The following is a 22065-nucleotide window of genomic DNA, read 5'->3' as shown; positions in this document are numbered from 1 at the left end:
AGCCGCCCACAGGGCGGCTTTTTCGTTGCTGTCGTTGCATGCGCAACGAAGCGGTCAGCGCTTCATTCGAGGCCGGCCATGCCGCCGACCACGGCGTTGAAACCCGAATCCACATGCATGATTTCGGCCGTCACGCCGGAGGCGAGATCGGAAAGCAGGAAGGCCGCCGAATTGCCGACCTGTTCGATGGTCACGTTGCGATGGAGCGGGGCGTTTTGTTCGACGAAGTCGAGAATCTTGCCGAAGCCCTTGATGCCGCTGGCCGCGAGCGTCTTGATCGGGCCGGCCGAAATGCCGTTCACGCGCACGCCTTGCGAACCGAGCGCCACCGCGAGATAACGCACGCTCGCTTCGAGCGCGGCCTTGGCGACGCCCATCGTGTTGTAGTTCGGAATGGCGCGCTCGGCGCCGAGATAGGTGAGCGTGAGCAGCGACGCGTTTTCCGCGAGCATCGGCTTGGCTGCCTTGGCGAGCGCCGGAAAGCTGTAAGCGGAGATGTCGTGCGCAATACGGAAGTTCTCGCGCGTCATGCCGTCGAGGAAGTCGCCCGCAATCGCTTCGCGCGGTGCGAAGCCGATCGAATGCACCAGTCCGTCGAGCGTGTCCCAGTGCTTTTTAAGATCAACGAAAAGAGCGTCGATTTGCGTATCTTCCGCAACGTCGCATGGGAACACGAGGTCGCTGCCGAACTCTTGCGCGAATTCGGTGACACGATCCTTGAAGCGGTCGCCGACGTAGGTGAACGCCAGTTCCGCGCCTTCGCGCTTGCACGCCTGCGCGATGCCGTAGGCGATCGAACGGTTCGACAGCAGGCCGGTCAACAGAATGCGTTTGCCAGCGAGAAAGCCCATGAATTCTCCTAAATCAGGTCAATGCGTCGGGCGCCTGTAGGGGCGGCGCCGCGTGGTTTGGGTAGAATTCTCTCACAACTGACAAGGCACCTCGGACAAATCCCTTTCTATGACGACTCGAACGCGAGGCAGAACGGCGCATGGCGCGCTGGCCAAGGTGCTGATGGCCGTGGGGGTGGCGCTCGCGTTCGGGTTCATGACGATGCCTTCGGCGCAGGCGGTGTATGCCATCGCGCAATACGGCGAACCGAAATATCGCCAGGGTTTCACGCATTTCGACTATGTGAACCCGGCCGCGCCGAAGGGCGGCACGCTCGTGCTGGCCAATCCCGACCGGCTCACGAGTTTCGACAAGTTCAATCCGTTCACGCTGCGTGGCAACGCCGCGCCCGGTCTCGGCATGCTGTTCGAAAGTCTGACGACGGGCAGCATGGACGAAGTGGCTTCGGCATATGGGCTGCTGGCCGACGACATTCGCATCGCGCCCGACGCGCTTTCGGTCACGTTTCATATCAATCCGCGCGCGCGCTTTTCCAACGGCGACCCCGTGACCGCCGCCGACGTGAAATTCTCGCTCGACATGCTCAAAAGCCGCCAGGCCGCGCCGTCGATGCAAGCGTACTTCGGCGAGATCACGCGCGCGGTGGTGGTCGATCCCGCCACGGTCCGCTTCGAGTTTCGCTCGAATAACCGCGAGCTGCCGTTGATCGTGGGCGGCATGCCGGTGTTCTCGCACAAGTGGGGCCTGCGCCCGGACGGCACGCGCATCGCGTTCGACCAGCTCGCGTTCGAGCAGCCGATCGGCAGCGGCCCATATGTGATCGACCGCTATTCGAACGGCCGCACCATCACGTACAAGCTCGATGCGAATTACTGGGGCAAGGATTTGCCGGTGCGCGCGGGCACGAATAACTTCGAGCGCATCACCTACAAGCTGTATTCCGACGATGTCGCGCGTCTCGAAGCCTTCAAGGCCGGCGAATACGATGTGCTCGTCGAGAACGTCTCGCGCAACTGGGTGCGGCGCGACGTCGGCAAGAAGTTCGATAGCGGCGAGCTGCTCAAGCGCGAATTTCCGCAGCACAACGGCACCGGCATGCAGGGCTTCGTCATGAGTCTGCGCAAGCCCGTGTTTCAGGACGTGCGCGTGCGCCGGGCGCTCGATCTCGCGCTCGATTTCCAGTGGCTCAACCGCATGCTGTTCTATAGCCAGTATCGCCGCCTCGATAGCTGGTTCGCGAATACGCCGTTGCAGCCGAAGGGCTTGCCTTCGCCGGGCGAACTGGCGCTGCTGGAGCCGTGGCGCAAGTCGCTCGATCCGGCCGTGTTCGGGCCGCCGCCCACGCAGCCCGTCACCACGCCGCCCGCTTCGCTGCGTGCGAATCTGCTCGAGGCGCGTCAACTGCTCGCGCAAGCGGGCTGGACCTATCGCGACGGCGCGCTGCGCAACGCAAAGGGCGAGCCGTTCGAATTCGAAGTGCTCGACGACACCGCCGCGTCGTCGCAATGGGCGCCGATCATGGCGCAGTATTCGCAGGCGCTCGCGCGGCTCGGCATTCGCGTGAACTATCGCTCGGTGGATTTCGCGCTGTATCAGAAGCGGCTCGATGCGTTCGACTTCGACATGACGACCATCAAGTTCCCCGATGTGCAGGTGCCGGGCGCCGAGCAGATCGACCGCTTCGGCAGCAAGGCCGCCGACGAACCGGGCTCGGGCAATCTGATCGGCGTGAAGTCGCCGGCGGTGGACGCGATCCTCAAGGCGCTCACGCAGGCGCAAACGCTCGATCAATTGCTCGACGCCACGCACGCGCTCGACCGCGTATTGATGCACGGCTACTATGTGGTGCCGCAGTGGTACAGCGCGACGCACCGCGTGGCGTATCGCAGCGCGCTCGCGTATCCGTCGACCTTGCCGCTGTACTATGGCGCGGTCGACTGGATCATCTCGACATGGTGGTTCAAGCCGCAAGCGGCGCGTCAGTAACACAACCTCGGCGGAAAGCATCGAATCATGTGGAGCTACATCGTCAAACGCCTGCTGCTGATGATCCCGACGCTGCTCGGCGTACTCACGCTGACGTTCGCCGTGATCCAGTTCGTGCCGGGCGGTCCGGTCGAGCAGGCGGTGCGCGAATTGCGGCGCGGCGCGGAGCAGGGCATGCCGTTCGGCATGCGCGCGCATTCGGGCGTGGACGCGCAGCAGATCGCGCAACTCAAGCAGCTCTACGGTTTCGACAAGCCGCCGCTGCAACGCTACTTCCTCATGCTGAGCCGCTTCGCGCGCTTCGATCTTGGGCAAAGCTATTTCCACCATCAGAGCGTGTGGTCGCTCATCGTCTCGAAGCTGCCGGTGTCGATCAGCATCGGGTTGTGGACCTTCTTTCTCACTTACCTGATATCGGTGCCGTTGGGCATTGCGAAAGCGGTGCGCAACGGCTCGCGTTTCGACCTCGTGACGAGTCTTGTCGTGCTGGTGGGCTACGCGATCCCCGGCTTCGTGCTGGGCGTGCTGTTGCTCGTGCTGTTCGGCGGCGGCACGTTTTTGCAGTTGTTTCCGCTGCGCAATCTCACTTCCGACGACTGGGACACGCTCTCGCTCGGCGGCAAGATTCTCGACTATCTGTGGCACATCGCGCTGCCGGTAACGGCTTCGGTCGTCGGCAGTTTTGCCGTCACGACGATGCTCACGAAGAACGCGTTTCTCGAGGAGATTCGCCGCCAGTACGTGCTGACCGCGCGCGCGAAAGGGCTGTCCGAGCGCACCGTGCTGTGGAAACACGTCTTTCGCAACGCGCTGCTGCCGCTCGTGGTGGGTTTTCCGGCGGCGTTCATCGGCGCGTTCTTCACGGGCAGCCTGCTGATCGAAACGCTGTTTTCGCTCGACGGCCTCGGGCTGCTTTCGTACGAATCGGTCGTGCGGCGCGATTATCCCGTGGTGCTCGGCACGCTCTATCTTTTCACGTTGATCGGACTCCTGACCAAATTGATTTCCGATCTGTGCTACGTGTGGGTCGATCCCCGCATTCAATTCGAACAACTGGAGCGCTGATTTGAACCGAGTCCGCGCCGGCGCCGAGCCCGAATTGCGTACCGAAAGCGTGCGCGCCTTCAAATCGCCCACGCCCGCGAAGCGCGTGTGGATGCGCTTCAAGCAGCAGCGCCTTGGCTACTGGAGTCTGATCGTGTTTCTCGTCGCGTTCGCGGCGAGTCTTGCGGGTCCGCTCTGGAGCAACGACAAGCCGATCGTCGTGCGCTACGAAGGGCATCTGTACTTTCCGCTTTTCAAGGCGTATCCCGAGACCACCTTCGGCGGCGATTTTCCGACGCCCGCCGATTATCTCGATCCGTTCATACGCAAGCGCTTCAGCGCTCCGGGCAATTTCGCGCTTTATCCGCCGAACCCGTACTACTACGACACGCTCAACTACTTCGCCAAGGTGCCGAACCCCGCGCCGCCGTCGCGCCAGAACTGGCTCGGCACCGACGAAAGCGGGCGCGACCTGTTCGCGCGCCTGCTTTACGGCTTTCGCGTGTCGGTGGAATTCGCGCTCGTGCTCACGCTGATCGGCACGGTGCTCGGCGTGCTGGCGGGCGCGGTGCAGGGCTACTTCGGCGGCAAGGTCGATATCGTCGGGCAGCGGCTGATCGAAATCTGGAGTTCGCTGCCCGAGTTGTATCTGCTCATCATTTTCGCGGCGATCTTCGAGCCGGGGTTCGTGCTGCTGATCGTGCTGCTCTCGCTGTTCGGCTGGATCGGTTTGTCCGACTACGTGCGCGCCGAATTCCTGCGCAACCGCAATCAGGACTACGTGCTGGCCGCGCGCGCGATGGGCCTCTCGAACTGGCAGATCATCTGGCGCCACGTGCTGCCCAATAGCCTGACGCCCGTCATCACGTTTTTGCCGTTTCGCATGAGCGGCGCGATTCTCGCGCTCACGAGCCTCGATTTTCTGGGCCTCGGCGTTCCCGCGCCCACGCCGAGCCTTGGCGAATTGCTCGCGCAAGGCAAGCGCAATCTCGACGCATGGTGGATCGCGCTGTCCACTTTCGGCGTGCTGGTCGCCACGTTGCTGCTGCTCACGTTCATCGGCGACGCGCTGCGCAATGCGCTCGACACGCGTATCTCGGATGCGATGAAGGCCGGAGGCAACCAGTGAGCGCCGTACCCCGGGATATCGCCGCGCCGGCGGCCGCGCCGTTGCTGTCGATCGAACGCCTGAGCGTGCGCTTTGGCGAAACGCTTGCCGTCGACGACGTGACGCTCGCCATTGGCCGCGGCGAGCGCGTGGCGCTCGTGGGCGAATCGGGGTCGGGCAAGACCGTCACGGCGCTCTCGATCCTGCGTCTCGTGCAGGACGCGCAAACCACGGGCGCGATCCGGCTCGACGGCGACGATCTGCTGGCCAAAAGCGAGCGCGCGATGCGCGGCCTGCGCGGCAGCGACATCGCGATGATCTTCCAGGAGCCGATGACGGCGCTCAATCCGCTCTACACGATCGGCGAGCAGATCGCGGAAACCATCGTGCTGCACGACGGCGTGACGAAGAAGGCGGCCTACGGGCGCGCGGTGGCGCTGCTGGAGCGCACGGGCATCGCCGAGGCGCGGCGGCGCGTGTCGAGCTATCCGCATCAGCTCTCGGGCGGCCAGCGCCAGCGCGTGATGATCGCGATGGCCCTCGCATGCCGCCCGCGCCTGCTGCTCGCCGACGAGCCCACCACGGCGCTCGACGTGACCATTCGCGGCCAGATCGTCGATCTGCTGCTCGAATTGCAGCGCGAGGAGGCCGAGCGGCGCGGCATGTCGGTGCTGCTCATCACGCACGACCTGAACCTCGTGCGCCGCTTCGCGCAGCGCGTGGCGGTGATGGAAAAGGGCCGGCTCGTGGAGTCGGGCAGCGTCGAGCGGATTTTCGAATCGCCGCAGCACGCCTACACGCAGCGGCTCATCGCAAGCCGGCCCGAGCGGCACGTGCTGCCTGTGCTGCCAATCGCGCCGGTGCTGCTCGAGGCGCAAGACGTGGCCGTGGATTTCGCGACGAAGCTGCCCGGCTTTCGCGGCTGGTGGCGAAAGGGGCGCTTTCGCGCGGTGAACGACGCGAGCCTCGCGGTGCGCCAGGGCGAGACGCTCGGCATCGTCGGGGAGTCGGGATCGGGAAAAACGACGCTCGCGATGGCGATGCTCGGCTTGCAGCGCGCGGCGGCCGGCAACATCGAGTTCGAGGGGCGGCCGATCGGCAGCTATCGGGGGCGCGAGAAGCTCACGCTGCGCTCGCACCTCCAGGTGGTCTTTCAGGACCCGTTCAGTTCGCTTTCGCCGCGGCAGACCATCGAGCGCATCGTGGGCGAAGGGCTCGCGCTGCATCGGCCCGATCTATCCGTCGACGAACGGCGCAAGCGCGTCGTCGGCGTATTGCGCGAGGTGGGACTCGACCGCACGGCGCTGCAACGCTACCCGCACGAATTTTCGGGCGGGCAGCGGCAGCGTATCGCCATTGCGCGCACGCTGGTGCTGGAGCCGCGTGTGATCGTGCTCGACGAACCGACGAGCGCCCTCGACGTTTCGATCCAGCAACAGGTGCTGCGATTGTTGACGGATCTGCAACACAAGTACAACCTGGGCTACGTATTCATCAGCCACGATCTTGCGGTGATCGGTGCGATGGCGCACCGTGTCGCGGTCATGCAGAACGGCATCATCGTGGAAAGTGGAGAAGTCTCGAAAATATTCGATAGCCCGGCGCATCCTTACACTCGAAAATTACTACAAGCCGCATTCGAGCGTTGACCCTTGAGCGATCTTGAGGGCGCACTTCAGTGAAATTCACCAATGAGGTGCGTATCGCGATTGAATTTTTCTATTTGTTTTGACACACAAATACTTACTGGCTAGTATCGTCCAAACTTTTCTACTAACTCCCTGATTTACGGGCAATTTCTACCGACCCATGCAGCACCGATACCTAACCCAGGTTTGCGCGCACGCCGTCACCGGGATGTTCATCGGCGTACTGATGGCAGCAAGTCAAGGCGCGTTCGCCGACGATGTAAGCAGCTTTAACCAGAATGCCTCGTTTTCGCCGTCCAATGCGGCGAATCCCCAGTCGCTCCCCGCTATTCAAAGCGCGCTTCAAAACGCGACCCCGTCCGCTCCCGCGGCGCCGGCTCCGGCTGAAAGCGGCGCACGTTCGTTCCTTTCCGGCATGGCCGGCAAAGCCGGCGACGTGGTCGTCGGCGCGCTGAACATGATCGGCGTGCGTTATCGCTGGGGCGGCAACACGCCGGACTCCGGCCTCGATTGCAGCGGCTTCGTGCGCTACGTGTTCCAGGACACGCTGGGCATGTCGCTCCCGCGCCGCGCCGAGGAAATGAGCCGCGTGGGCGAGAAGGTGAGCATGAGCAACCTCAAGCCGGGCGACCTCGTGTTCTTCAATACGATGCGCCGCAGCTTTTCGCACGTAGGCATTTACATCGGCGACAACAAGTTCGTGCATTCGCCGTCCACCGGCAGCACGATCCGCGTCGACGACCTCGACAGCGGCTACTGGGAGAAGCGTTTCCAGGGCGCGCGCCGAATCGAGACGTCGTTCACGCCGGACCAGCAGCAAAGCCTCAAGCAACGCGTGAGCGCCCAGTTCGACCCGAACGGCGGCAACTGATCGCGGTTCCGGGCTGGCCGGCTGCCGTCGCACCGCCGCCCGCCATAGCGCAAGAAAAAAGCCTGCTTCTTTCGAAGCAGGCTTTTTGTTTTTAGCGCCGGATCCGGGCGGGCACTCAGGCGGCGACGCGGGCCGCGGCGAACTTGCGTTCGAGTTCCGGCATGATGCGCGCGGCCGCTTCCTCGCCCGCCAGAATCGCGGCGTTGCGCTGCGTGAAGTCGCTGCTTGACATCGCGTTGAGGTTGGGACGGATTACCACGTCGGCGTATTTGTCGAGCTCGTAGGTCTTGATCGTCTGGCCCATGATCGTGAAGGTCTGCATGAGCACGTCGAACTGGCTCAGCGTGGACGCCGTTTCCGGGCGCGCCGAAATGTCCACGGCGATCACGAAGTCCGCGCCCATCTTGCGCGCGAACGCGGCGGGCACCGGGCTCACGAGGCCGCCGTCCACATATTCGTGGCCGCCGATCTTCACCGGCTCGAAAATCGACGGCACGCTGCACGACGCGCGCACGGCAATGCCCGTGTTGCCGCGCTGGAACAGGATCGGCTGGCCCGAGCGCAAATCGGTCGCGACGACGCCGAGCGGTTTTGCCATTTTCTCGATCGGCCGGTCGTGCAGGGTGGTGTTCAGGAAGTTCTGGAGCGCCACGCCCTGGAGAATGCCGCGCGTGCGGAACGGCATGGCCCAGTCGCTGATGGAGGCTTCGTCCATCGTCAGCGCGAGCTTGTTGATCGCGAAACCGTTCAGGCCCGAGGCGTAGAGCGCCGCGATCACCGAACCGGCGCTCGTGCCGGCGACCAGATCGACCTGCACGTTGCGCGCTTCGAGTGCCTTGATCACGCCGATATGCGCAAAGCCGCGCGCGGCGCCGCCGCCGAGCGCGAGCCCGACGCGGATCGGTCGCTGCGGTTTCTGAAGCGGCGGCGCAGCGGTCGCGGGCGGCGGATTGCCGGCGGTCTGGGTGCCTGCGGTCGTGCAGGCGGCGAGGACGGTGGAGGCGGCCGCGAGCGAAAAATGGCGGCGGCCCGGCGAGTGCGATGACGGCTTCAAAAAAGTTCTCCATGCGGCACGCGCGGTCCCCGGCGGCCGGCCCAAAATGGCCCGGATCGGCCCGAGGCGGCGTGCGGCGCCGCGCGCGGGTCGGCGGTGCGCCGACATCATAAGGCAAAGCGCTGCGCGGTTTGCTGACGGGCGTGTAACGCGGTGTGTCAGCGCGCGGCGGGGCGTCGGGGAAAGGCGAGCGTATGCATCGAATCGACTCGATACAAGCGGTCAACGAGGACCGAAAGCGGTGCCTCAAGTGGAGACCCAGGTGGAAACCGAGCGGCGATGCAAGCGCGCCGCCCAAGCCCCGAAGCCCGGCCGAACCGGTGCGCCGCGGGTATAATCCGGTCTCGATTTTCCTTGCTTATGTTCGCAGCTGGTTCGCGCTTAGTTCGCGCTCGGTTCGCGCGCCAGGCGTCCCTTGAGGGCGCGCAAGCGTGTGCGCCGCGAACCACCGTTCTCCGCCGCCGCCGTGGCCGCTGTCGTGTCGATGGCGGCGCGCCGGCCGGCTTCGTTTTCGAGTAACCGCCCATGACCCAAACCGTCCGTACCCGCTTCGCGCCGAGCCCGACCGGCTTCATCCACCTCGGCAATATCCGCTCCGCGCTTTATCCCTGGGCGTTCGCGCGCCGCAATCAGGGTGTGTTCGTGCTGCGGATCGAAGACACCGACGTCGAGCGTTCGACCAGCGCGTCGGTCGACGCGATTCTCGAAGGCATGCAATGGCTCGGCCTCGATTTCGACGAGGGGCCGTTCTACCAGATGCAGCGCATGGACCGTTACCGCGAAGTGCTGGCGCAGATGCAGGAAAGCGGTCTCGTGTACCCGTGCTACATGTCGACGGAAGAACTCGACGCGCTGCGCGAGCGCCAGCGCGAGGCCGGCGAAAAGCCGCGCTACGACGGCACGTGGCGCCCGGAGCCGGGCAAGGTGCTGCCCACGCCGCCCGAGGGCGTGAAGCCGGTGTTGCGCTTCCGTAATCCGTTGACGGGCGTGGTGGCATGGGACGACGCCGTGAAGGGCCGCGTCGAAATCTCGAACGAGGAACTCGACGACCTCGTGATCGCACGCCCGGACGGCACGCCCACCTACAACTTCTGCGTGGTCGTGGACGACCTCGACATGAAGATCACGCACGTGATTCGCGGCGACGATCACGTCAACAACACGCCGCGCCAGATCAACATCCTGCGCGCGCTGGGCGCCGAGCCGCCCGTCTATGCGCATTTGCCGACCGTGCTCAACGAGCAGGGCGAAAAGATGAGCAAGCGCCACGGCGCCATGAGCGTGATGGGATATCGCGACGCCGGTTATCTGCCGGAAGCCGTGCTCAACTATCTCGCGCGTCTCGGCTGGTCGCACGGCGACGCGGAAGTGTTCTCGCGCGAGCAGTTCGTCGCGTGGTTCGACCTCGATCACCTCGGCAAGTCCCCCGCGCAATACGATCACAACAAGCTCAACTGGCTCAACAACCACTACCTGAAGGAAGCGGACAACGCGCGTCTCGCTGAATTGTCGAAGCCGTTCTTCGCGGAACTGGGCGTCGACGAAGCGGCGCTGGCCAAGGGGCCGTCGCTCGAAGGCGTCGTGGCGCTGTTCAAGGATCGCGCGAACACGGTCAAGGAAATCGCCGAAAGCGCACTGATGTTCTATCGCGAGCCGCAGCCGGAAGCCGGGGCGCTCGCGCAGCACATCACGGACGCGGTGCGCCCGGCGCTTGCCGATCTCGCTGCCGCGCTCAAGAGCGCGGAATGGACGAAGGAGGGCGTTTCGGCGGCGCTCAAGGCCACGCTCGCGGCGCACAAGCTCAAGATGCCGCAACTGGCGATGCCGGCGCGCCTGCTCGTGGCCGGCACGACGCACACGCCTTCGGTTGACGCGGTGCTCGTGCTGTTCGGCCGCGAGGCCGTCGTGAGCCGCCTCGAAAGCGGAATTTCGGGCGCGCAGTAAATTTTTGAGGGATTTTTCGCTCCGGCCCTAGCGCTGGGGCGAGAGTTCTTGTAGTATTCGGGCTCCGTTGAATACGGAGCGCGAGAAGTCGCCAATCTCACGCAAAGAGCCGGCAAATCGGGCAACGAAGTTTCAAGAAAATTTCGAAGCGCTGCAAAAAACGATTGAAAAGCTCTTGACGAAAGCGAAATTGCTGTTTAAAATCTCGCTTCTGTTCTGCAAGGGGGTATAGCTCAGCTGGGAGAGCGCTTGCATGGCATGCAAGAGGTCAGCGGTTCGATCCCGCTTACCTCCACCAACAGAACAACGTCAAAAGCGGTAAAGTGTAGTAAGGCATTATCTGCAAAGATCAATGTCCCCTTCGTCTAGAGGCCTAGGACATCACCCTTTCACGGTGAGTACAGGGGTTCGAATCCCCTAGGGGACGCCAGACATGAGCGTCGTCGATCGAATCGTAAAGATTTCGGCGAGGCAGCGGGTGGAAATCGACCGACGTCCATCCGAATGTGTCGAACTGGAGCGGTAGTTCAGTCGGTTAGAATACCGGCCTGTCACGCCGGGGGTCGCGGGTTCGAGTCCCGTCCGCTCCGCCAGATGGAAGCCCGTTCAGAAATATTGAGCGGGCTTTTTAGTTAAAGGCGTAAGCCTGTGTTGTCCCCTTCGTCTAGAGGCCTAGGACATCACCCTTTCACGGTGAGTACAGGGGTTCGAATCCCCTAGGGGACGCCACAACAAATTGCGGCGCCAAGGCAGTACGGCGAAGCCGCCGGCGGGTTTCTAACCGACGTCCGCCGGTGTAGCAGTCAAGCAGCACTGGAGCGGTAGTTCAGTCGGTTAGAATACCGGCCTGTCACGCCGGGGGTCGCGGGTTCGAGTCCCGTCCGCTCCGCCAGATTCGCGTTGTCCGGGATTGGGCAGTCACACCGGGCAGCAGGTAGTTCAAGGCGCAAGCCTGTGTTGTCCCCTTCGTCTAGAGGCCTAGGACATCACCCTTTCACGGTGAGTACAGGGGTTCGAATCCCCTAGGGGACGCCAAAACAAATTGCGGCGCCAAGGTAGTACGGCGAAGCCGCCAGCGGGTTTCTAACCGACGCCCGCCGGTGTAGCAGTCAAGCAGCACTGGAGCGGTAGTTCAGTCGGTTAGAATACCGGCCTGTCACGCCGGGGGTCGCGGGTTCGAGTCCCGTCCGCTCCGCCAGAATGAAGCCCGTTGGATTCGTCCAACGGGCTTTTTCTTTTTGCGCTTTTGTCTACGGATTCGAGCCGCCGCACGCACAAACCTGCCATGGATCCCGGCTGCGCGGTATCGTAGCGGTTGTCGAAACTTCGCTCCCCGCTGCCGACATGTTCGCACCGAACGACATCCCGTCGCGTTTCCAGTTGCGGCCCGCTTCCATGGACGACTTCGAATTCGCGGAGTCGCTCACGCGCCGGAACATGGGCGGCTATTACCAGCGGCATCATCTGGTCTGGCGCGGCGATCTTTTTCTCGCGAGCTACCGCGAGTCGGAAAACTTCATCCTCGAACTCGACGGCCTGGCGATCGGCGTATTGCGTGTGACCGAGGAGGGCGATTCGCTGCACATTCGCGACGTGCAGATCGCCGAAGGGCATCGCGGCAACGGCGCGGGCACGTTCCTGCTCGACATCTCGCATCGCTGGGCGCGCGAGCGCGGCCTGCGCGAACTGCAACTGCGCGTGTTCGTCGATAACCCGGCGGCGCGTCTGTATCTGCGCAAAGGCTATCGCGTGGCGGGGCCGAGACTCGCGCGGCTCGGCTCGATCCGGCACATGACGCGGCTCGTTTGAGCGCACTGAAGCCGCTGCCGCCTGCGCGCGCGTTTCAGAACGCTTCGTCCTCGCGATCGTCCTCGTCGCGATCACTGGCGCCGCGAGCGATGAACGCGCGAGGGCTTTGGCCGAACGCGCGCCGGAACATCGCCGAAAACGCGCTCTGGCTTTGATAGCCGAGCTCCCGCGCGACGACCGCCATCGGCCGCCCCTGATTGAGCAGCGGAATCGCGCGCGCGAGAATGGCCTGTTGGCGCCACTGCGAAAAACTCACGCCCAGTTCCTGCCGAAAGAGTCGCGCGATCGTGCGCGTGCTCGCGCCCACATGCGCGGCCCAGTATTCGAGCGAGCCGGGACCGGCCGGGTCGGCGATCAGCGCTTCGCAAAGCGCGCGCAGGCGCTTTTCGGCGGGCATCGGCACGGCCAGCGGCAAGGGCGCGGAGCGCGTGATCTCGTCGAGTGCGAGCGCGCCCAGCAGCCGTTCGCGCGCGGGCGCAATGCCCGCTTCGTCGAGCGCCGCGATGGTTTCGCGCAGCAGTCCCGACACTTCCACGACGCGGCATGCGTCGAGACCCGGCGGTATCACCGATTCGTCGACGTAGAGCGTACGCAGGAATGCGTCCTCGACGATCGAGACTTCGTGCGTGATGAGCGGCGGAACCCAGATGGCGCGCGAGGGCGGCACCATCCACGTTGTGCCCGGCGTGGTCATGCGCAGCACGCCGCGCGACGCGTACGCGAGCTGCGCCCACGCATGCGTGTGCTGCGCGATGCGCACGCCGGCCGTCATCGGCCGCGAGCGCACGCGGATCGGATGCGCGTGCGCGGGCTCGAACTCGGGTGGAATGTCGATGAGTTCGGACTCGGGCGAAGGCGTGAGCAGGTCCTGGGGCATGAGCGGCGGCTTGGGGCGAAAATGCGCATTCATTGTAGACGCACAGGCGGGCGGCCTCGCAGCGAGGCGCGCAGCGCACTCACGCGCGCTTAATGGCCGGGCATAATGCCACGCACGGGAAGTTTCCAGGATTCGGCATTCGGAGAAGGCACGCCATGAAATATGTGTTCGTCTACGGCACGCTGCGCGCGGGCGAAATCAACGACATCAATCTCGCCGCCGATCGTCACGCGATCGCGCGGCCGCGCCATCTGGGCGTGACGACGCTCGCGGGCCGCCTGTTCGATTTCGGCACTTATCCGGGCATGGTCGCGCAGACGGGCGAGACGGTGGCCAAAACGGCCGTGATCGGCGACGTCTACGAAATCGACGACGCGCTCGTGGCCGTGCTCGACGAAATCGAGCAGGTTTATCCGGGCGTGGACGGTCTTTTCGTTTCGCGCGAAGTGCATGTCGAAGTGGCAGGCGAGCGCGTGGCGTGCCTTTATTATCCGGTCACGCCCGCCGCCGCGGCGGACAAGCCCGAGATCGTCGGCGGCGACTGGATCGCGCATCGGCTCGCGCTGAACGCGCGATAAACATGCGATAAGCACATGATAAACACGCAATAAAAAACGCATGCGGCGTCGCGCATAAAAAAACCGGCGGATGCGATCCGCCGGTTTTTTTTCATGCGAGAGGCAACGTGCTACGCGCTCAGATTTCTTCGTACAGCGGCAAGGTCAGGAATTCGACGAAATTTTCCGACGTCGACATCTGTTCGAAGATTTGCGCGGCGCGCTCGTAGGGCTTCGTGTCGCCGCCGACCACGCCCTTCACCTTGTCGAGTTCCTGCGGGATCAGTTCGCGCACGAGTTCGGCCGTGACCTTGCGGCCGTCGTCGAGCTTGCCCTTCGGCGAGCGAATCCATTGCCACACCTGCGAGCGCGAGATTTCGGCGGTCGCGGCGTCTTCCATCAGGTTGTGGATCGGCACGCAGCCATTGCCCGCGAGCCACGAACCGAGGTAGTGAATGCCCACGTTGATGTTGTTGCGCAGGCCCGTTTCCGTGATCGGCGCCTCGGGGCGGAAATCGAGCAGGTCGGTGGCCGTCACGTTCACGTCGGCGCGCTGTTTGCCGATCTGGTTCGGCTTGTCGCCCAGCACCTTCACGAACTCTTCCATCGCGATGGGCACGAGGCCCGGGTGCGCGACCCAGCCGCCGTCGTAGCCGTCGGTCGCGTCGCGCGCCTTGTCCGAGCGCACGCCGCCCATGGCCTTGTCGTTCGCGGCCGCGTCGTTCTTGATCGGAATCAGCGCGCTCATGCCGCCGATGGCCGGCGCGTTGCGGCGATGGCAAGTCTTGAGCAGTTCGAGCGCGTAGGCGCGCATGAACGGCACCGTCATCGTGATCTGCGCGCGGTCGGCGAGACAGAAGTCCTGGTCGTTCTTGAACTTCTTGATCGCCGAGAAAATGTAGTCCCAGCGGCCTGCGTTGAGGCCCGAGCTATGCTCGCGCAGTTCATAGAGGATCTCGTCCATCTCGAACGCCGCGAGAATCGTTTCCACCAGCACTGTCGCGCGAATCGTGCCGCGCGGCACGCCCACGGCTTCCTGCGCGGCCACGAAGACGTCGTTCCACAGGCGCGCTTCGAGATGGCTTTCGAGCTTCGGCAGATAAAAGTACGGGCCGCTGCCGCGCGAGATCAGCTCCTTCGCGTTGTGGAAGAGAAAGAGCGCGAAGTCGAAAATGCCGCCCGACACGCGCTGGCCGTCCACCGTCACATGCTTTTCGTCGAGATGCCAGCCGCGCGGGCGCACGATCAGCGTGGCGGTCTTGTCGTTGAGGCGATAGGTCTTGCCGTTCTGCTCGAGCGAGATCGCGCGGCGCACGGCGTCCTTGAGGTTGAGCTGGCCTTGAATCTGGTTCGACCAGTTCGGCGCGTTCGAATCCTCGAAGTCGGTCATGTACGAATCCGCGCCCGAATTCAACGCGTTGATGATCATCTTGCGCTCGACCGGCCCGGTGATTTCCACGCGGCGGCATTCGAGATCCTTCGGCAGCGGCGCGATGGTCCAGTCGCCGTCGCGGATCGATTTGGTTTCGGCGAGAAAGTCGGGGCGTTCGCCGGCGTCGAGGCGCTTCGTGCGCTCGGCGCGCGCCTTCAGCAGTTGCTGGCGACGCGGCTCGAACGCGCGATGCAGCTTTGCGACGAGTTCGAGCGCTTCGGGCGTGAGGATGGTGTCGAAGCCGGGCTCGTTTTGAGCCGTGATCTGCATGCCTTGCGGCAGTTGCAACGTTGCCATTTGCTTGCTCCTTGGTCGGTCAGATGATGAATGCGTGAGTCAGTGATAGCCGATGCGCCGGAACGCGGTCCATCATGCGCCCGGGCCGGGGCGGGGACGTCCGCGCGGGTCGGCCGCGGCGGTTTCGATGAAAGCGACGAGTTCCGCCATGCCGCCGCCCGTGCCGTGCGGCGCGACGCCCAGTTCCTCGGCGGGCAGGCGCTGGCGGTTGATCCAGAACGTGGTGTAGCCGAACCAGCCCGCGCCGGCCGCGTCCCAGCCGTTCGACGAAACGAACACGATATCGCGCGCCGCCGCGCCGAAAGCGCCCGTGCCGAGCGCGTAGGCGGCGGGCGCGGGTTTGTAGGCGCGCACGGCGTCCACCGAGAGCACATGGTCGAAGAGGCCGTTCATGCCCGCGCTTTTCACGGCGATGTCGAGCATCTGCGGATTGCCGTTCGAGAGGATCGCAAGCCCCGCGCGGCCCGCGAAGGCGTTGCCGGATGCGTCGCCGCCGCGCGGCTCGCGCAGGCGGCGCAACGCGGGCAGCACGTCGGGAAACGCCGAAAGGCATGCGTATTCGTCCATCAGACGCTTTTCGCCCGCGCCCGAGAGCGCGAGATTCAGGCGGCGCGCGGCGTAGCGCAGCGCATCGAGCGTGATGTCCCAGAACGGGCGGTAGCGCGCGCCGGCGGTATCCGAGAGGGTGCGCAACTGCGTGTATTCGATCTGCTTCGCGCGCCAGAGTTGCGAGAGCGCGTCGCCGTGGCCGGGAAACATCTGCTCGGCGGCCGCGACGACGGAATGCACGTCGAACAGCGTGCCGTACGCGTCAAAGACGATCGCTGCGGGGAATCCTGAGAGTGTCGTTCTGGCCGACATAGCCGTGCGCTCCGTATTCAGAGGTCAAGGACCATTGTATTCATGAGTTACATCACTGAAAAAGCCGCGATTGATCACTTGATCTTTTACTTTTACATACCTAATCTGTCGGCTCAACGCGCTCGCTTCGACCTTTTCGGGTGCTGATATGTCCTCAATGAGACGCCGATGGATCGCTTCAAACAGATCGAAACCTTCGTGAACGTGGCTGCCAAGGGCAGTCTTTCCGCCGCCGCGCAGGCCGAAGGCGTGGCGCCGGCCATCATCGGCAGACGCATCGACGCGCTCGAGGAACGGCTGGGCGTGAAGTTGCTCGTGCGCACCACGCGGCGCATCACGCTCACTTTCGAAGGTTCGGCGTTTCTGGAGGATTGCCAGCGCGTGATCCACGACATGCAGAACGCCGAGGCCAGCGTATCGGCGGGCGGCGTGAAGGCGAGCGGGCATCTGCGCGTGTCCGCGCCGGCGGGCTTTGGGCGGCGTCATGTCGCGCCGCTCGTGCCCGATTTCACGGTCGCGCATCCCGACGTGAGCATCGCGCTCGATCTCTCGGACCGGCTCGTCGATCTCGTCAACGAAGGCTTCGATTGCGCCGTGCGGCTCGGCGAGTTGCCCGATTCGTCGCTGGTTTCGCTCAAGCTCGGCGAGAACCGGCGCGTGTGCGTGGCCGCGCCCGCGTATCTGTCGCGGCGCGGCGCGCCCGAAACCCTGGCCGATCTCGCGCGCCACAACTGCCTTTCGTTCGGCGCGAGCGCGAACCAGCAGCGCGGCTGGGCGTTCGCGCAGGGCGACAAGGTGGTGTCGATTCGCGTGGCCGGCACGATGGAATGCTCGGACGGCGCCGTGCTGCACGAATGGTGTCTGGCGGGCCACGGGCTCGCGTGGCGCTCGTGGTGGGAAGTCGGCGAGGACATCGCGGCGGGCCGGCTCGTGGCGGTGCTCGAAGCGTTCGCCGCGCCGCCCATCGGCATTCACGCCGTGTTTCCGCAGCGTCGCCATTTGCCGTTGCGCGTGCGCCTCTTTCTCGACTTTCTCAAGCATACGTACGGTCAACCCGGTTACTGGGGCTAGGGCGCGACACCCGGCGGCACGTCGTTCTCGCGGCGTGTCCACGCTCTTTCGCGGCGTCCTGGCTCATGCGCGCGGGGCGCGAAGCACGAGGCCGGGCGCGTTCGGCGTGTCGCCGCGCGCGCCGCGGTCCGGATCGTGTCCGGTCCCGCGCGGCCTGTGTCTCCTTTTATTTGTCGTGGCTTGCTGCACTCCCTGAACTGCCTGATGCGCCGGCTTCGACGCGGCCCTCGTTGCCACGTTCGCGGCCATGCGGCATGCGGCGATGGGGCGCGCACGAGGAGGCGGCCGGTGCGCCCCGCCAAGGACACACGTACCGGCCGCCGCCCGCGCTCGCCACGCCGTTTGCCGCCGCCGTGCGCGGCGGTGTGGCTGGCGGTCTTATGCCACCTTCTTGTCGAAGAACTGCTCGTCTTCGGTCGAACCATGCAGCGCCGTGGTCGACGCTTCGCGCTCGACCGTTTGCGTCACGGCGTCGAAGTAGCCCGTGCCGACTTCGCGCTGATGCTTGACGGCGGTGAAGCCCTTTTCGGCCGCCGCGAACTCGGCCTGTTGAAGCTCCACGAACGCGCTCATGTTCTGGCGCGCATAGCCGTGCGCGAGGTTGAACATCGAATAGTTGAGCGAGTGGAAGCCCGCGAGCGTGATGAACTGGAACTTGTAGCCCATCGCGCCCAGCTCGCGCTGGAATTTGGCGATCGTGGCGTCGTCGAGATTCTTCTTCCAGTTGAACGACGGCGAGCAGTTGTACGAGAGCAGCTTGTCCGGGAACTGCTTGTGGATCGCCTCCGCGAACTGTTTCGCGAATTCCAGATCGGGCTTGCCGGTTTCGCACCAGATCATGTCGGCGTAGGGCGCGTAGGCGAGGCCGCGCGAGATCGCCTGTTCGAGGCCGTTGCGCGTGCGGAAGAAGCCTTCCACGGTGCGCTCGCCGGTGAGGAACGGGCGGTCGTTCTCGTCGATGTCGGACGTGACGAGGTCGGCGGCTTCGGCGTCGGTGCGCGCGAGCAGCACGGTCGGCACGCCGCAGACGTCCGCGGCCAGACGCGCGGCCGTGAGCTTGGCGATGTTCTCGCGCGTCGGCACGAGCACCTTGCCGCCCATGTGGCCGCACTTCTTGACCGAAGCGAGCTGGTCTTCGAAATGCACGCCCGCCGCGCCCGCTTCGATCATCGCCTTCATCAGCTCGAACGCGTTGAGCACGCCGCCGAAGCCCGCTTCGGCGTCGGCAACGATCGGCTGAAAGTAGTCGACATAGCCTTCGTCGCCGGGATTCTTGCCTTCGGACCACTGGATCTGGTCGGCGCGCGTGAGCGTGTTGTTGATGCGCTTGACGACCTGCGGCACCGAATTGGCGGGGTAGAGCGACTGGTCGGGATACATTTCGCCTGCGAGATTGGCATCGCCCGCGACTTGCCAGCCCGAAAGATAGATGGCCTTGAGGCCGGCCTTGACCTGCTGCATCGCCTGGTTGCCGGTGAGCGCGCCGAGCGAGTTGACGAACGGCTCGGTGTTCACGCTCTTCCAGAGTTTTTCGGCGCCGTTTTTCGCGAGCGTGTGCTCGGGCTGGATCGAGCCGCGCAGACGCACGACGTCCTCGGCCGTGTAGCTGCGCTTGATGCCTTTCCAGCGCGGATCGGTGTCCCACTGTTGCTGGAGTTGCTGGGCCTGCTCGTGACGGTTCGACATGGTTAGCTCCTTCGTTTGCCTGATAGATGAATCGCGGATCGGAAAGACCGAATCGGTGATGTCGTGAAGCGGAGCGCCTTGGGTGTCTCGGTTGAGTCGTTCAGGACGTTTCGTTTCGCGAACTCTTATATAAGAGTCTAGGCAAATCGACGAAGACACGACAGGCCGATGGCGTGATTTTTATGAGCTATTTTATCGTTATAAATCAATCGACTATATCGTTAATTTTGCAATATGAAACGATATTTTCCATTCCGCAATGCCGCTCTTTGTGCCACGCAGCACGATTTTTTACGAAGCAAAAAATTTTTTCGTATCGTGAAATGCGGGCGGAAATAAAAAAAGACCGGTGGGATGAGCACCGGTCTTTTCGTTTCGATCGCAACAGCGAGGCGTCCGCACGCCTCGCCGCGATATGGCTACGCGATTAGCGCAGCGATTTAGCTGTCGCGGCGCGCGCCACGCGGGCCGTCGTTGCGACGGGCGCCATAGCCGCCTTCGCGCGAACGGCCGTAGCCTTCGCGCTGCTGGCTGTAGCCGCCGCGATTGCCTTCGCCGCGCGGGGCGCCATAGCCGCCGCCGTTGCCGCCGTCACGCGAGCCATAGCCGCCGCCGTTGCCGCCGTCGCGCGCGCCGTAACCGCCGCGCGAGCCTTCCGGCTTGTTGCCCCAGCTATTGCCGCCACGGTCGCCGCCGCGATCGCCGCCATAACCGCCGCCGTTGCCGCCACGGCTGCCGTAACCACCCGGCTTGCCGTTGCCGTTGCCGCTGCCGCTGCCGAAGCGGCGGCCGCCGCCGTTACCGCCGCCCGGACGGCCACGGCCGCCGAAGCCACGATTTGCCGGCGGCGCCTTGCGCGGCTCGAAGCCTTCCACGACGTTGACCGGCAGCGGCGAACGCACGAAGCGCTCGATGCGCTTGAGCGCGCCTTGCTCGGCGTGATGCACGAGGCTCACGGCGATGCCCGAACGGCCCGCGCGACCCGTGCGGCCGATACGGTGGACATAGTCTTCCGCGAACTTCGGCAGGTCGTAGTTGAACACGTGCGTGATGCCCGGAATGTCGATACCGCGGGCCGCGACGTCGGTCGCGACGAGCACGCGCACGCGACGCTCGCGCAGCGCGCGGATTGTGCGGTTACGCGCGCCTTGCGGCAGGTCGCCGTGCAGCGCGGCGGTTTCGAAACCCGCGTCGGCGAGCTTGCCCGCGAGCTGGTCGGCGTCCATCTTGGTGGCCGTGAACACGATGGCCTGGTCGAGACTTTCCGCGCGCAGCAGATGGTCGAGCAGACGATCCTTGTGATCGCGGTCGTCCACGTAATGCACGGTTTGCGCGATGTTCGAGTTCGACTCGACCTTGCGCACGATCTCGATACGCTCCGGGTCCTTCAGCAGACGGCCCGTGATCGACGCGATCTTGCCGTCGAGCGTGGCCGAGAACAGCATCGTCTGACGCGTTTCGGGCGTGGCGGCCACGATCGTGTCGATGTCGTCGATGAAGCCCATGTCCAGCATGCGGTCGGCTTCGTCGAGCACGAGCATCTTGAGTTCGGACAGGTCGATGCGGCCGCGCTCGAGGTGGTCGAGCAGACGGCCCGGCGTGGCGACGAGAATCTCGGGATTCTTCGCGAGCAGCATCAACTGCTGGCCGTAGGCCACGCCGCCGAGAATGCTGACCGTGCGCAGGCGGCGCAGATGCTTGCCGTACGTCGAAGCCGCCGTGGTGACTTGCATGGCGAGTTCGCGCGTGGGCGTGAGAACGAGGAGGCCGGGGCGCGCGACGGGTTGCGGGCGGCGCTGGCGGCGATCCTGCTGGCCGGACGCGGCGCCTTGCGGACGCGGCTCGCGCGGTTGCGCGGCTTGCGCCTTCTGGATCTGCGCGAAACGCTCGATCGCGGGCAGCATGAACGCGGCGGTCTTGCCCGAACCGGTCGGGCTGGAAACCAGCAGATCGCGGCCGGCAATGCCAGCCGGAATCGCGCGTTCCTGAACGGGGGTAGGCGCCTTGTAGCCCGCCGCGATCAGCGCGGAGACGATCTCCGGCGACAGACCGAGCGCCGCAAAGGCCGAACCGTCGGAGGGGGCGTCGGCGGCTTGCGCGGGTGCGTCAACAGCGGCGGCGGCGTCCAGACCGAGGGCTTGGTCGGCGATTGCGTCGAGGGGGCTTTGGGTATTGCTCGAAGTCATGAAAATCCTTGGTACACAGGAAATAGAACGTCGGCGCCAATCGGCATTACCCAAGTCGTCGGATTTTGCGAACAAATCGAAAAACGGGGGCAATCCGCCCACACGCAATGGCGGATTTTCGTTAGAAGCTGTTTTGGGTGCGACTCAGGCCGGGATTGGCCAGCCGCCAGCCTGATATTGACGGCCCGTATTTGAGGGCCAATGCAGGGGGAGACAGGTTCTAAACTGGATTGGAGCTTAACGCTACGAGTCGTTGCACTGATCGCAAGGGCGACCGGAGCGCAACGCAGCCGCAATTATATCTCGTTTTGTTGCGGCGCGCCAGCGGGCATTACGCGGCTTGACGCGCGAGAGGGGCGACACAGCGCGATGGCATTGCGGGCGGGCGCGCCGCGAACCGGATTGGCGGGAATCGCAGGCGCCGCCCGGCTGCCGCGTCGTGTCTCGAAAACAGCCGCGCAGCCGGGGCGTGGCCGGGTCCGGCGCGGGTTCAGCTCGTCGCGCCGCTCTTGAGCGATTCGACCAGCTCCACGTATTGCGACTTCGCCGTGTCCTGCGCCGTGCCTTGCAGCGACGCCCACGCTTCGTACTTGTACTTGCCGACGATGTCGGTGAAGCCGGGCTTTTCGCCGTGCACATCGCCTTCGGTCGCCTGCTTGAACAGCGCGTAGAGGCGCAGCAGCGTGAGATTGCCGGGCCGTTCGGGCAACTTTTGCACGTCTTCCTGGGCTTGGGCGAACTGCGTGTTCACATCGCTCATGTTTCCTCCGCTAATGGTTCG

At 64.4% G+C, this 22065-nt stretch carries 17 protein-coding genes and 7 tRNA genes; 16 read left to right on the top strand and 8 right to left on the bottom strand.

Going from position 1 to position 22065, the window contains the following annotated elements:
* Positions 1 to 62: 62 nt before the first annotated feature.
* On the bottom strand, positions 63 to 851 hold the full coding sequence (gene fabI, locus U5805_RS14435; RefSeq protein ID WP_322104145.1) for an enoyl-ACP reductase FabI: 789 nt from the start codon (positions 849 to 851) through the stop codon (positions 63 to 65).
* Between the two features lie 109 nt (positions 852 to 960).
* On the opposite strand from fabI, the gene U5805_RS14430 reads away from it, so the two are divergent.
* From U5805_RS14430 to U5805_RS14410, 5 genes are all read left to right on the top strand, one after another.
* On the top strand, positions 961 to 2838 hold the full coding sequence (locus U5805_RS14430) for an extracellular solute-binding protein (RefSeq protein ID WP_415914599.1): 1878 nt from the start codon (positions 961 to 963) through the stop codon (positions 2836 to 2838).
* Between the two features lie 27 nt (positions 2839 to 2865).
* On the top strand, positions 2866 to 3903 hold the full coding sequence (locus tag U5805_RS14425; RefSeq protein WP_322104144.1) for a microcin C ABC transporter permease YejB: 1038 nt from the start codon (positions 2866 to 2868) through the stop codon (positions 3901 to 3903).
* A gap of 1 nt (position 3904) precedes the next feature.
* Positions 3905 to 5011 (top strand): ABC transporter permease, encoded by a 1107-nt coding sequence (locus U5805_RS14420; RefSeq protein ID WP_415914598.1) that lies wholly within the window; start codon positions 3905 to 3907, stop codon positions 5009 to 5011.
* The gene (locus U5805_RS14415) at positions 5008 to 6639 is read left to right on the top strand and encodes a dipeptide ABC transporter ATP-binding protein (RefSeq protein ID WP_322104143.1); all 1632 of its coding nucleotides are present in this window, start codon (positions 5008 to 5010) and stop codon (positions 6637 to 6639) included. Before U5805_RS14420 ends, U5805_RS14415 begins: the two co-directional genes overlap by 4 nt.
* Before the next feature lie 160 nt (positions 6640 to 6799).
* Entirely contained in the window at positions 6800 to 7510 is a 711-nt protein-coding gene (locus tag U5805_RS14410; RefSeq protein ID WP_322104142.1) for a C40 family peptidase, read from the top strand.
* A gap of 115 nt (positions 7511 to 7625) precedes the next feature.
* On the opposite strand, the gene U5805_RS14405 is transcribed toward U5805_RS14410, so the two are convergent.
* Positions 7626 to 8675 carry a patatin-like phospholipase family protein gene (locus U5805_RS14405; protein WP_415914597.1) on the bottom strand — a complete coding sequence of 350 codons (1050 nt, stop codon included), beginning with the start codon at positions 8673 to 8675 and terminating at the stop codon, positions 7626 to 7628.
* 414 nt (positions 8676 to 9089) lie between these two features.
* Between U5805_RS14405 and gltX the strand changes: the two genes are divergently transcribed.
* From gltX to U5805_RS14360, 9 genes are all read left to right on the top strand, one after another.
* Positions 9090 to 10508, top strand: coding sequence for a glutamate--tRNA ligase (gltX, locus tag U5805_RS14400; RefSeq protein ID WP_322104140.1), 1419 nt, complete (start codon positions 9090 to 9092; stop codon positions 10506 to 10508).
* Between the two features lie 222 nt (positions 10509 to 10730).
* A tRNA-Ala gene (locus U5805_RS14395) sits at positions 10731 to 10806 on the top strand.
* 56 nt (positions 10807 to 10862) lie between these two features.
* A tRNA-Glu gene (locus tag U5805_RS14390) sits at positions 10863 to 10938 on the top strand.
* Between the two features lie 86 nt (positions 10939 to 11024).
* Positions 11025 to 11101 (top strand) — tRNA-Asp (locus U5805_RS14385).
* Between the two features lie 60 nt (positions 11102 to 11161).
* A tRNA-Glu gene (locus U5805_RS14380) sits at positions 11162 to 11237 on the top strand.
* An 86-nt stretch (positions 11238 to 11323) separates the two neighbouring features.
* A tRNA-Asp gene (locus U5805_RS14375) sits at positions 11324 to 11400 on the top strand.
* Between the two features lie 67 nt (positions 11401 to 11467).
* Positions 11468 to 11543: transfer RNA gene (locus U5805_RS14370), tRNA-Glu, on the top strand.
* Positions 11544 to 11629: 86 nt separating this feature from the next.
* A tRNA-Asp gene (locus U5805_RS14365) sits at positions 11630 to 11706 on the top strand.
* 146 nt (positions 11707 to 11852) lie between these two features.
* A complete protein-coding gene (locus U5805_RS14360; RefSeq protein ID WP_322104139.1) occupies positions 11853 to 12317 on the top strand; it encodes a GNAT family N-acetyltransferase in 465 nt (154 codons plus the stop codon).
* Between the two features lie 34 nt (positions 12318 to 12351).
* On the opposite strand, the gene U5805_RS14355 is transcribed toward U5805_RS14360, so the two are convergent.
* The gene (locus U5805_RS14355; RefSeq protein ID WP_322104138.1) at positions 12352 to 13194 is read right to left on the bottom strand and encodes a helix-turn-helix transcriptional regulator; all 843 of its coding nucleotides are present in this window, start codon (positions 13192 to 13194) and stop codon (positions 12352 to 12354) included.
* Between the two features lie 155 nt (positions 13195 to 13349).
* Here U5805_RS14355 and U5805_RS14350 point away from each other — a divergent pair, with 155 nt between their 5' ends.
* A complete protein-coding gene (locus tag U5805_RS14350) occupies positions 13350 to 13772 on the top strand; it encodes a gamma-glutamylcyclotransferase family protein (RefSeq protein ID WP_322104137.1) in 423 nt (140 codons plus the stop codon).
* 118 nt (positions 13773 to 13890) lie between these two features.
* Here U5805_RS14350 and aceB read toward each other — a convergent pair whose 3' ends face one another.
* Both aceB and U5805_RS14340 read right to left on the bottom strand, forming a co-directional pair.
* On the bottom strand, positions 13891 to 15480 hold the full coding sequence (gene aceB / locus U5805_RS14345) for a malate synthase A (protein ID WP_322104136.1): 1590 nt from the start codon (positions 15478 to 15480) through the stop codon (positions 13891 to 13893).
* Positions 15481 to 15552: 72 nt separating this feature from the next.
* Positions 15553 to 16341 (bottom strand): haloacid dehalogenase type II, encoded by a 789-nt coding sequence (locus tag U5805_RS14340; RefSeq protein WP_322104135.1) that lies wholly within the window; start codon positions 16339 to 16341, stop codon positions 15553 to 15555.
* 168 nt (positions 16342 to 16509) lie between these two features.
* On the opposite strand from U5805_RS14340, the gene U5805_RS14335 reads away from it, so the two are divergent.
* Positions 16510 to 17412 (top strand): LysR family transcriptional regulator, encoded by a 903-nt coding sequence (locus U5805_RS14335; protein WP_322104134.1) that lies wholly within the window; start codon positions 16510 to 16512, stop codon positions 17410 to 17412.
* Positions 17413 to 17790: 378 nt separating this feature from the next.
* Here U5805_RS14335 and aceA read toward each other — a convergent pair whose 3' ends face one another.
* From aceA to U5805_RS14320, 3 genes are all read right to left on the bottom strand, one after another.
* Positions 17791 to 19098: an isocitrate lyase gene (gene aceA, locus U5805_RS14330; RefSeq protein WP_322104133.1), complete on the bottom strand. Its 1308-nt coding sequence runs from the start codon at positions 19096 to 19098 to the stop codon at positions 17791 to 17793.
* Between the two features lie 440 nt (positions 19099 to 19538).
* Positions 19539 to 21284, bottom strand: coding sequence for a DEAD/DEAH box helicase (locus U5805_RS14325; protein WP_322104132.1), 1746 nt, complete (start codon positions 21282 to 21284; stop codon positions 19539 to 19541).
* A gap of 490 nt (positions 21285 to 21774) precedes the next feature.
* Positions 21775 to 22044, bottom strand: coding sequence for an acyl-CoA-binding protein (locus U5805_RS14320; protein ID WP_322104131.1), 270 nt, complete (start codon positions 22042 to 22044; stop codon positions 21775 to 21777).
* Positions 22045 to 22065: the final 21 nt, after the last annotated feature.

This window comes from Paraburkholderia sp. J41, assembly GCF_905220235.1.
Taxonomy (GTDB): domain Bacteria; phylum Pseudomonadota; class Gammaproteobacteria; order Burkholderiales; family Burkholderiaceae; genus Paraburkholderia.
Note: the sequence above shows the minus strand (reverse complement) of the source record. Positions and strands in the feature narration are given on the sequence as shown.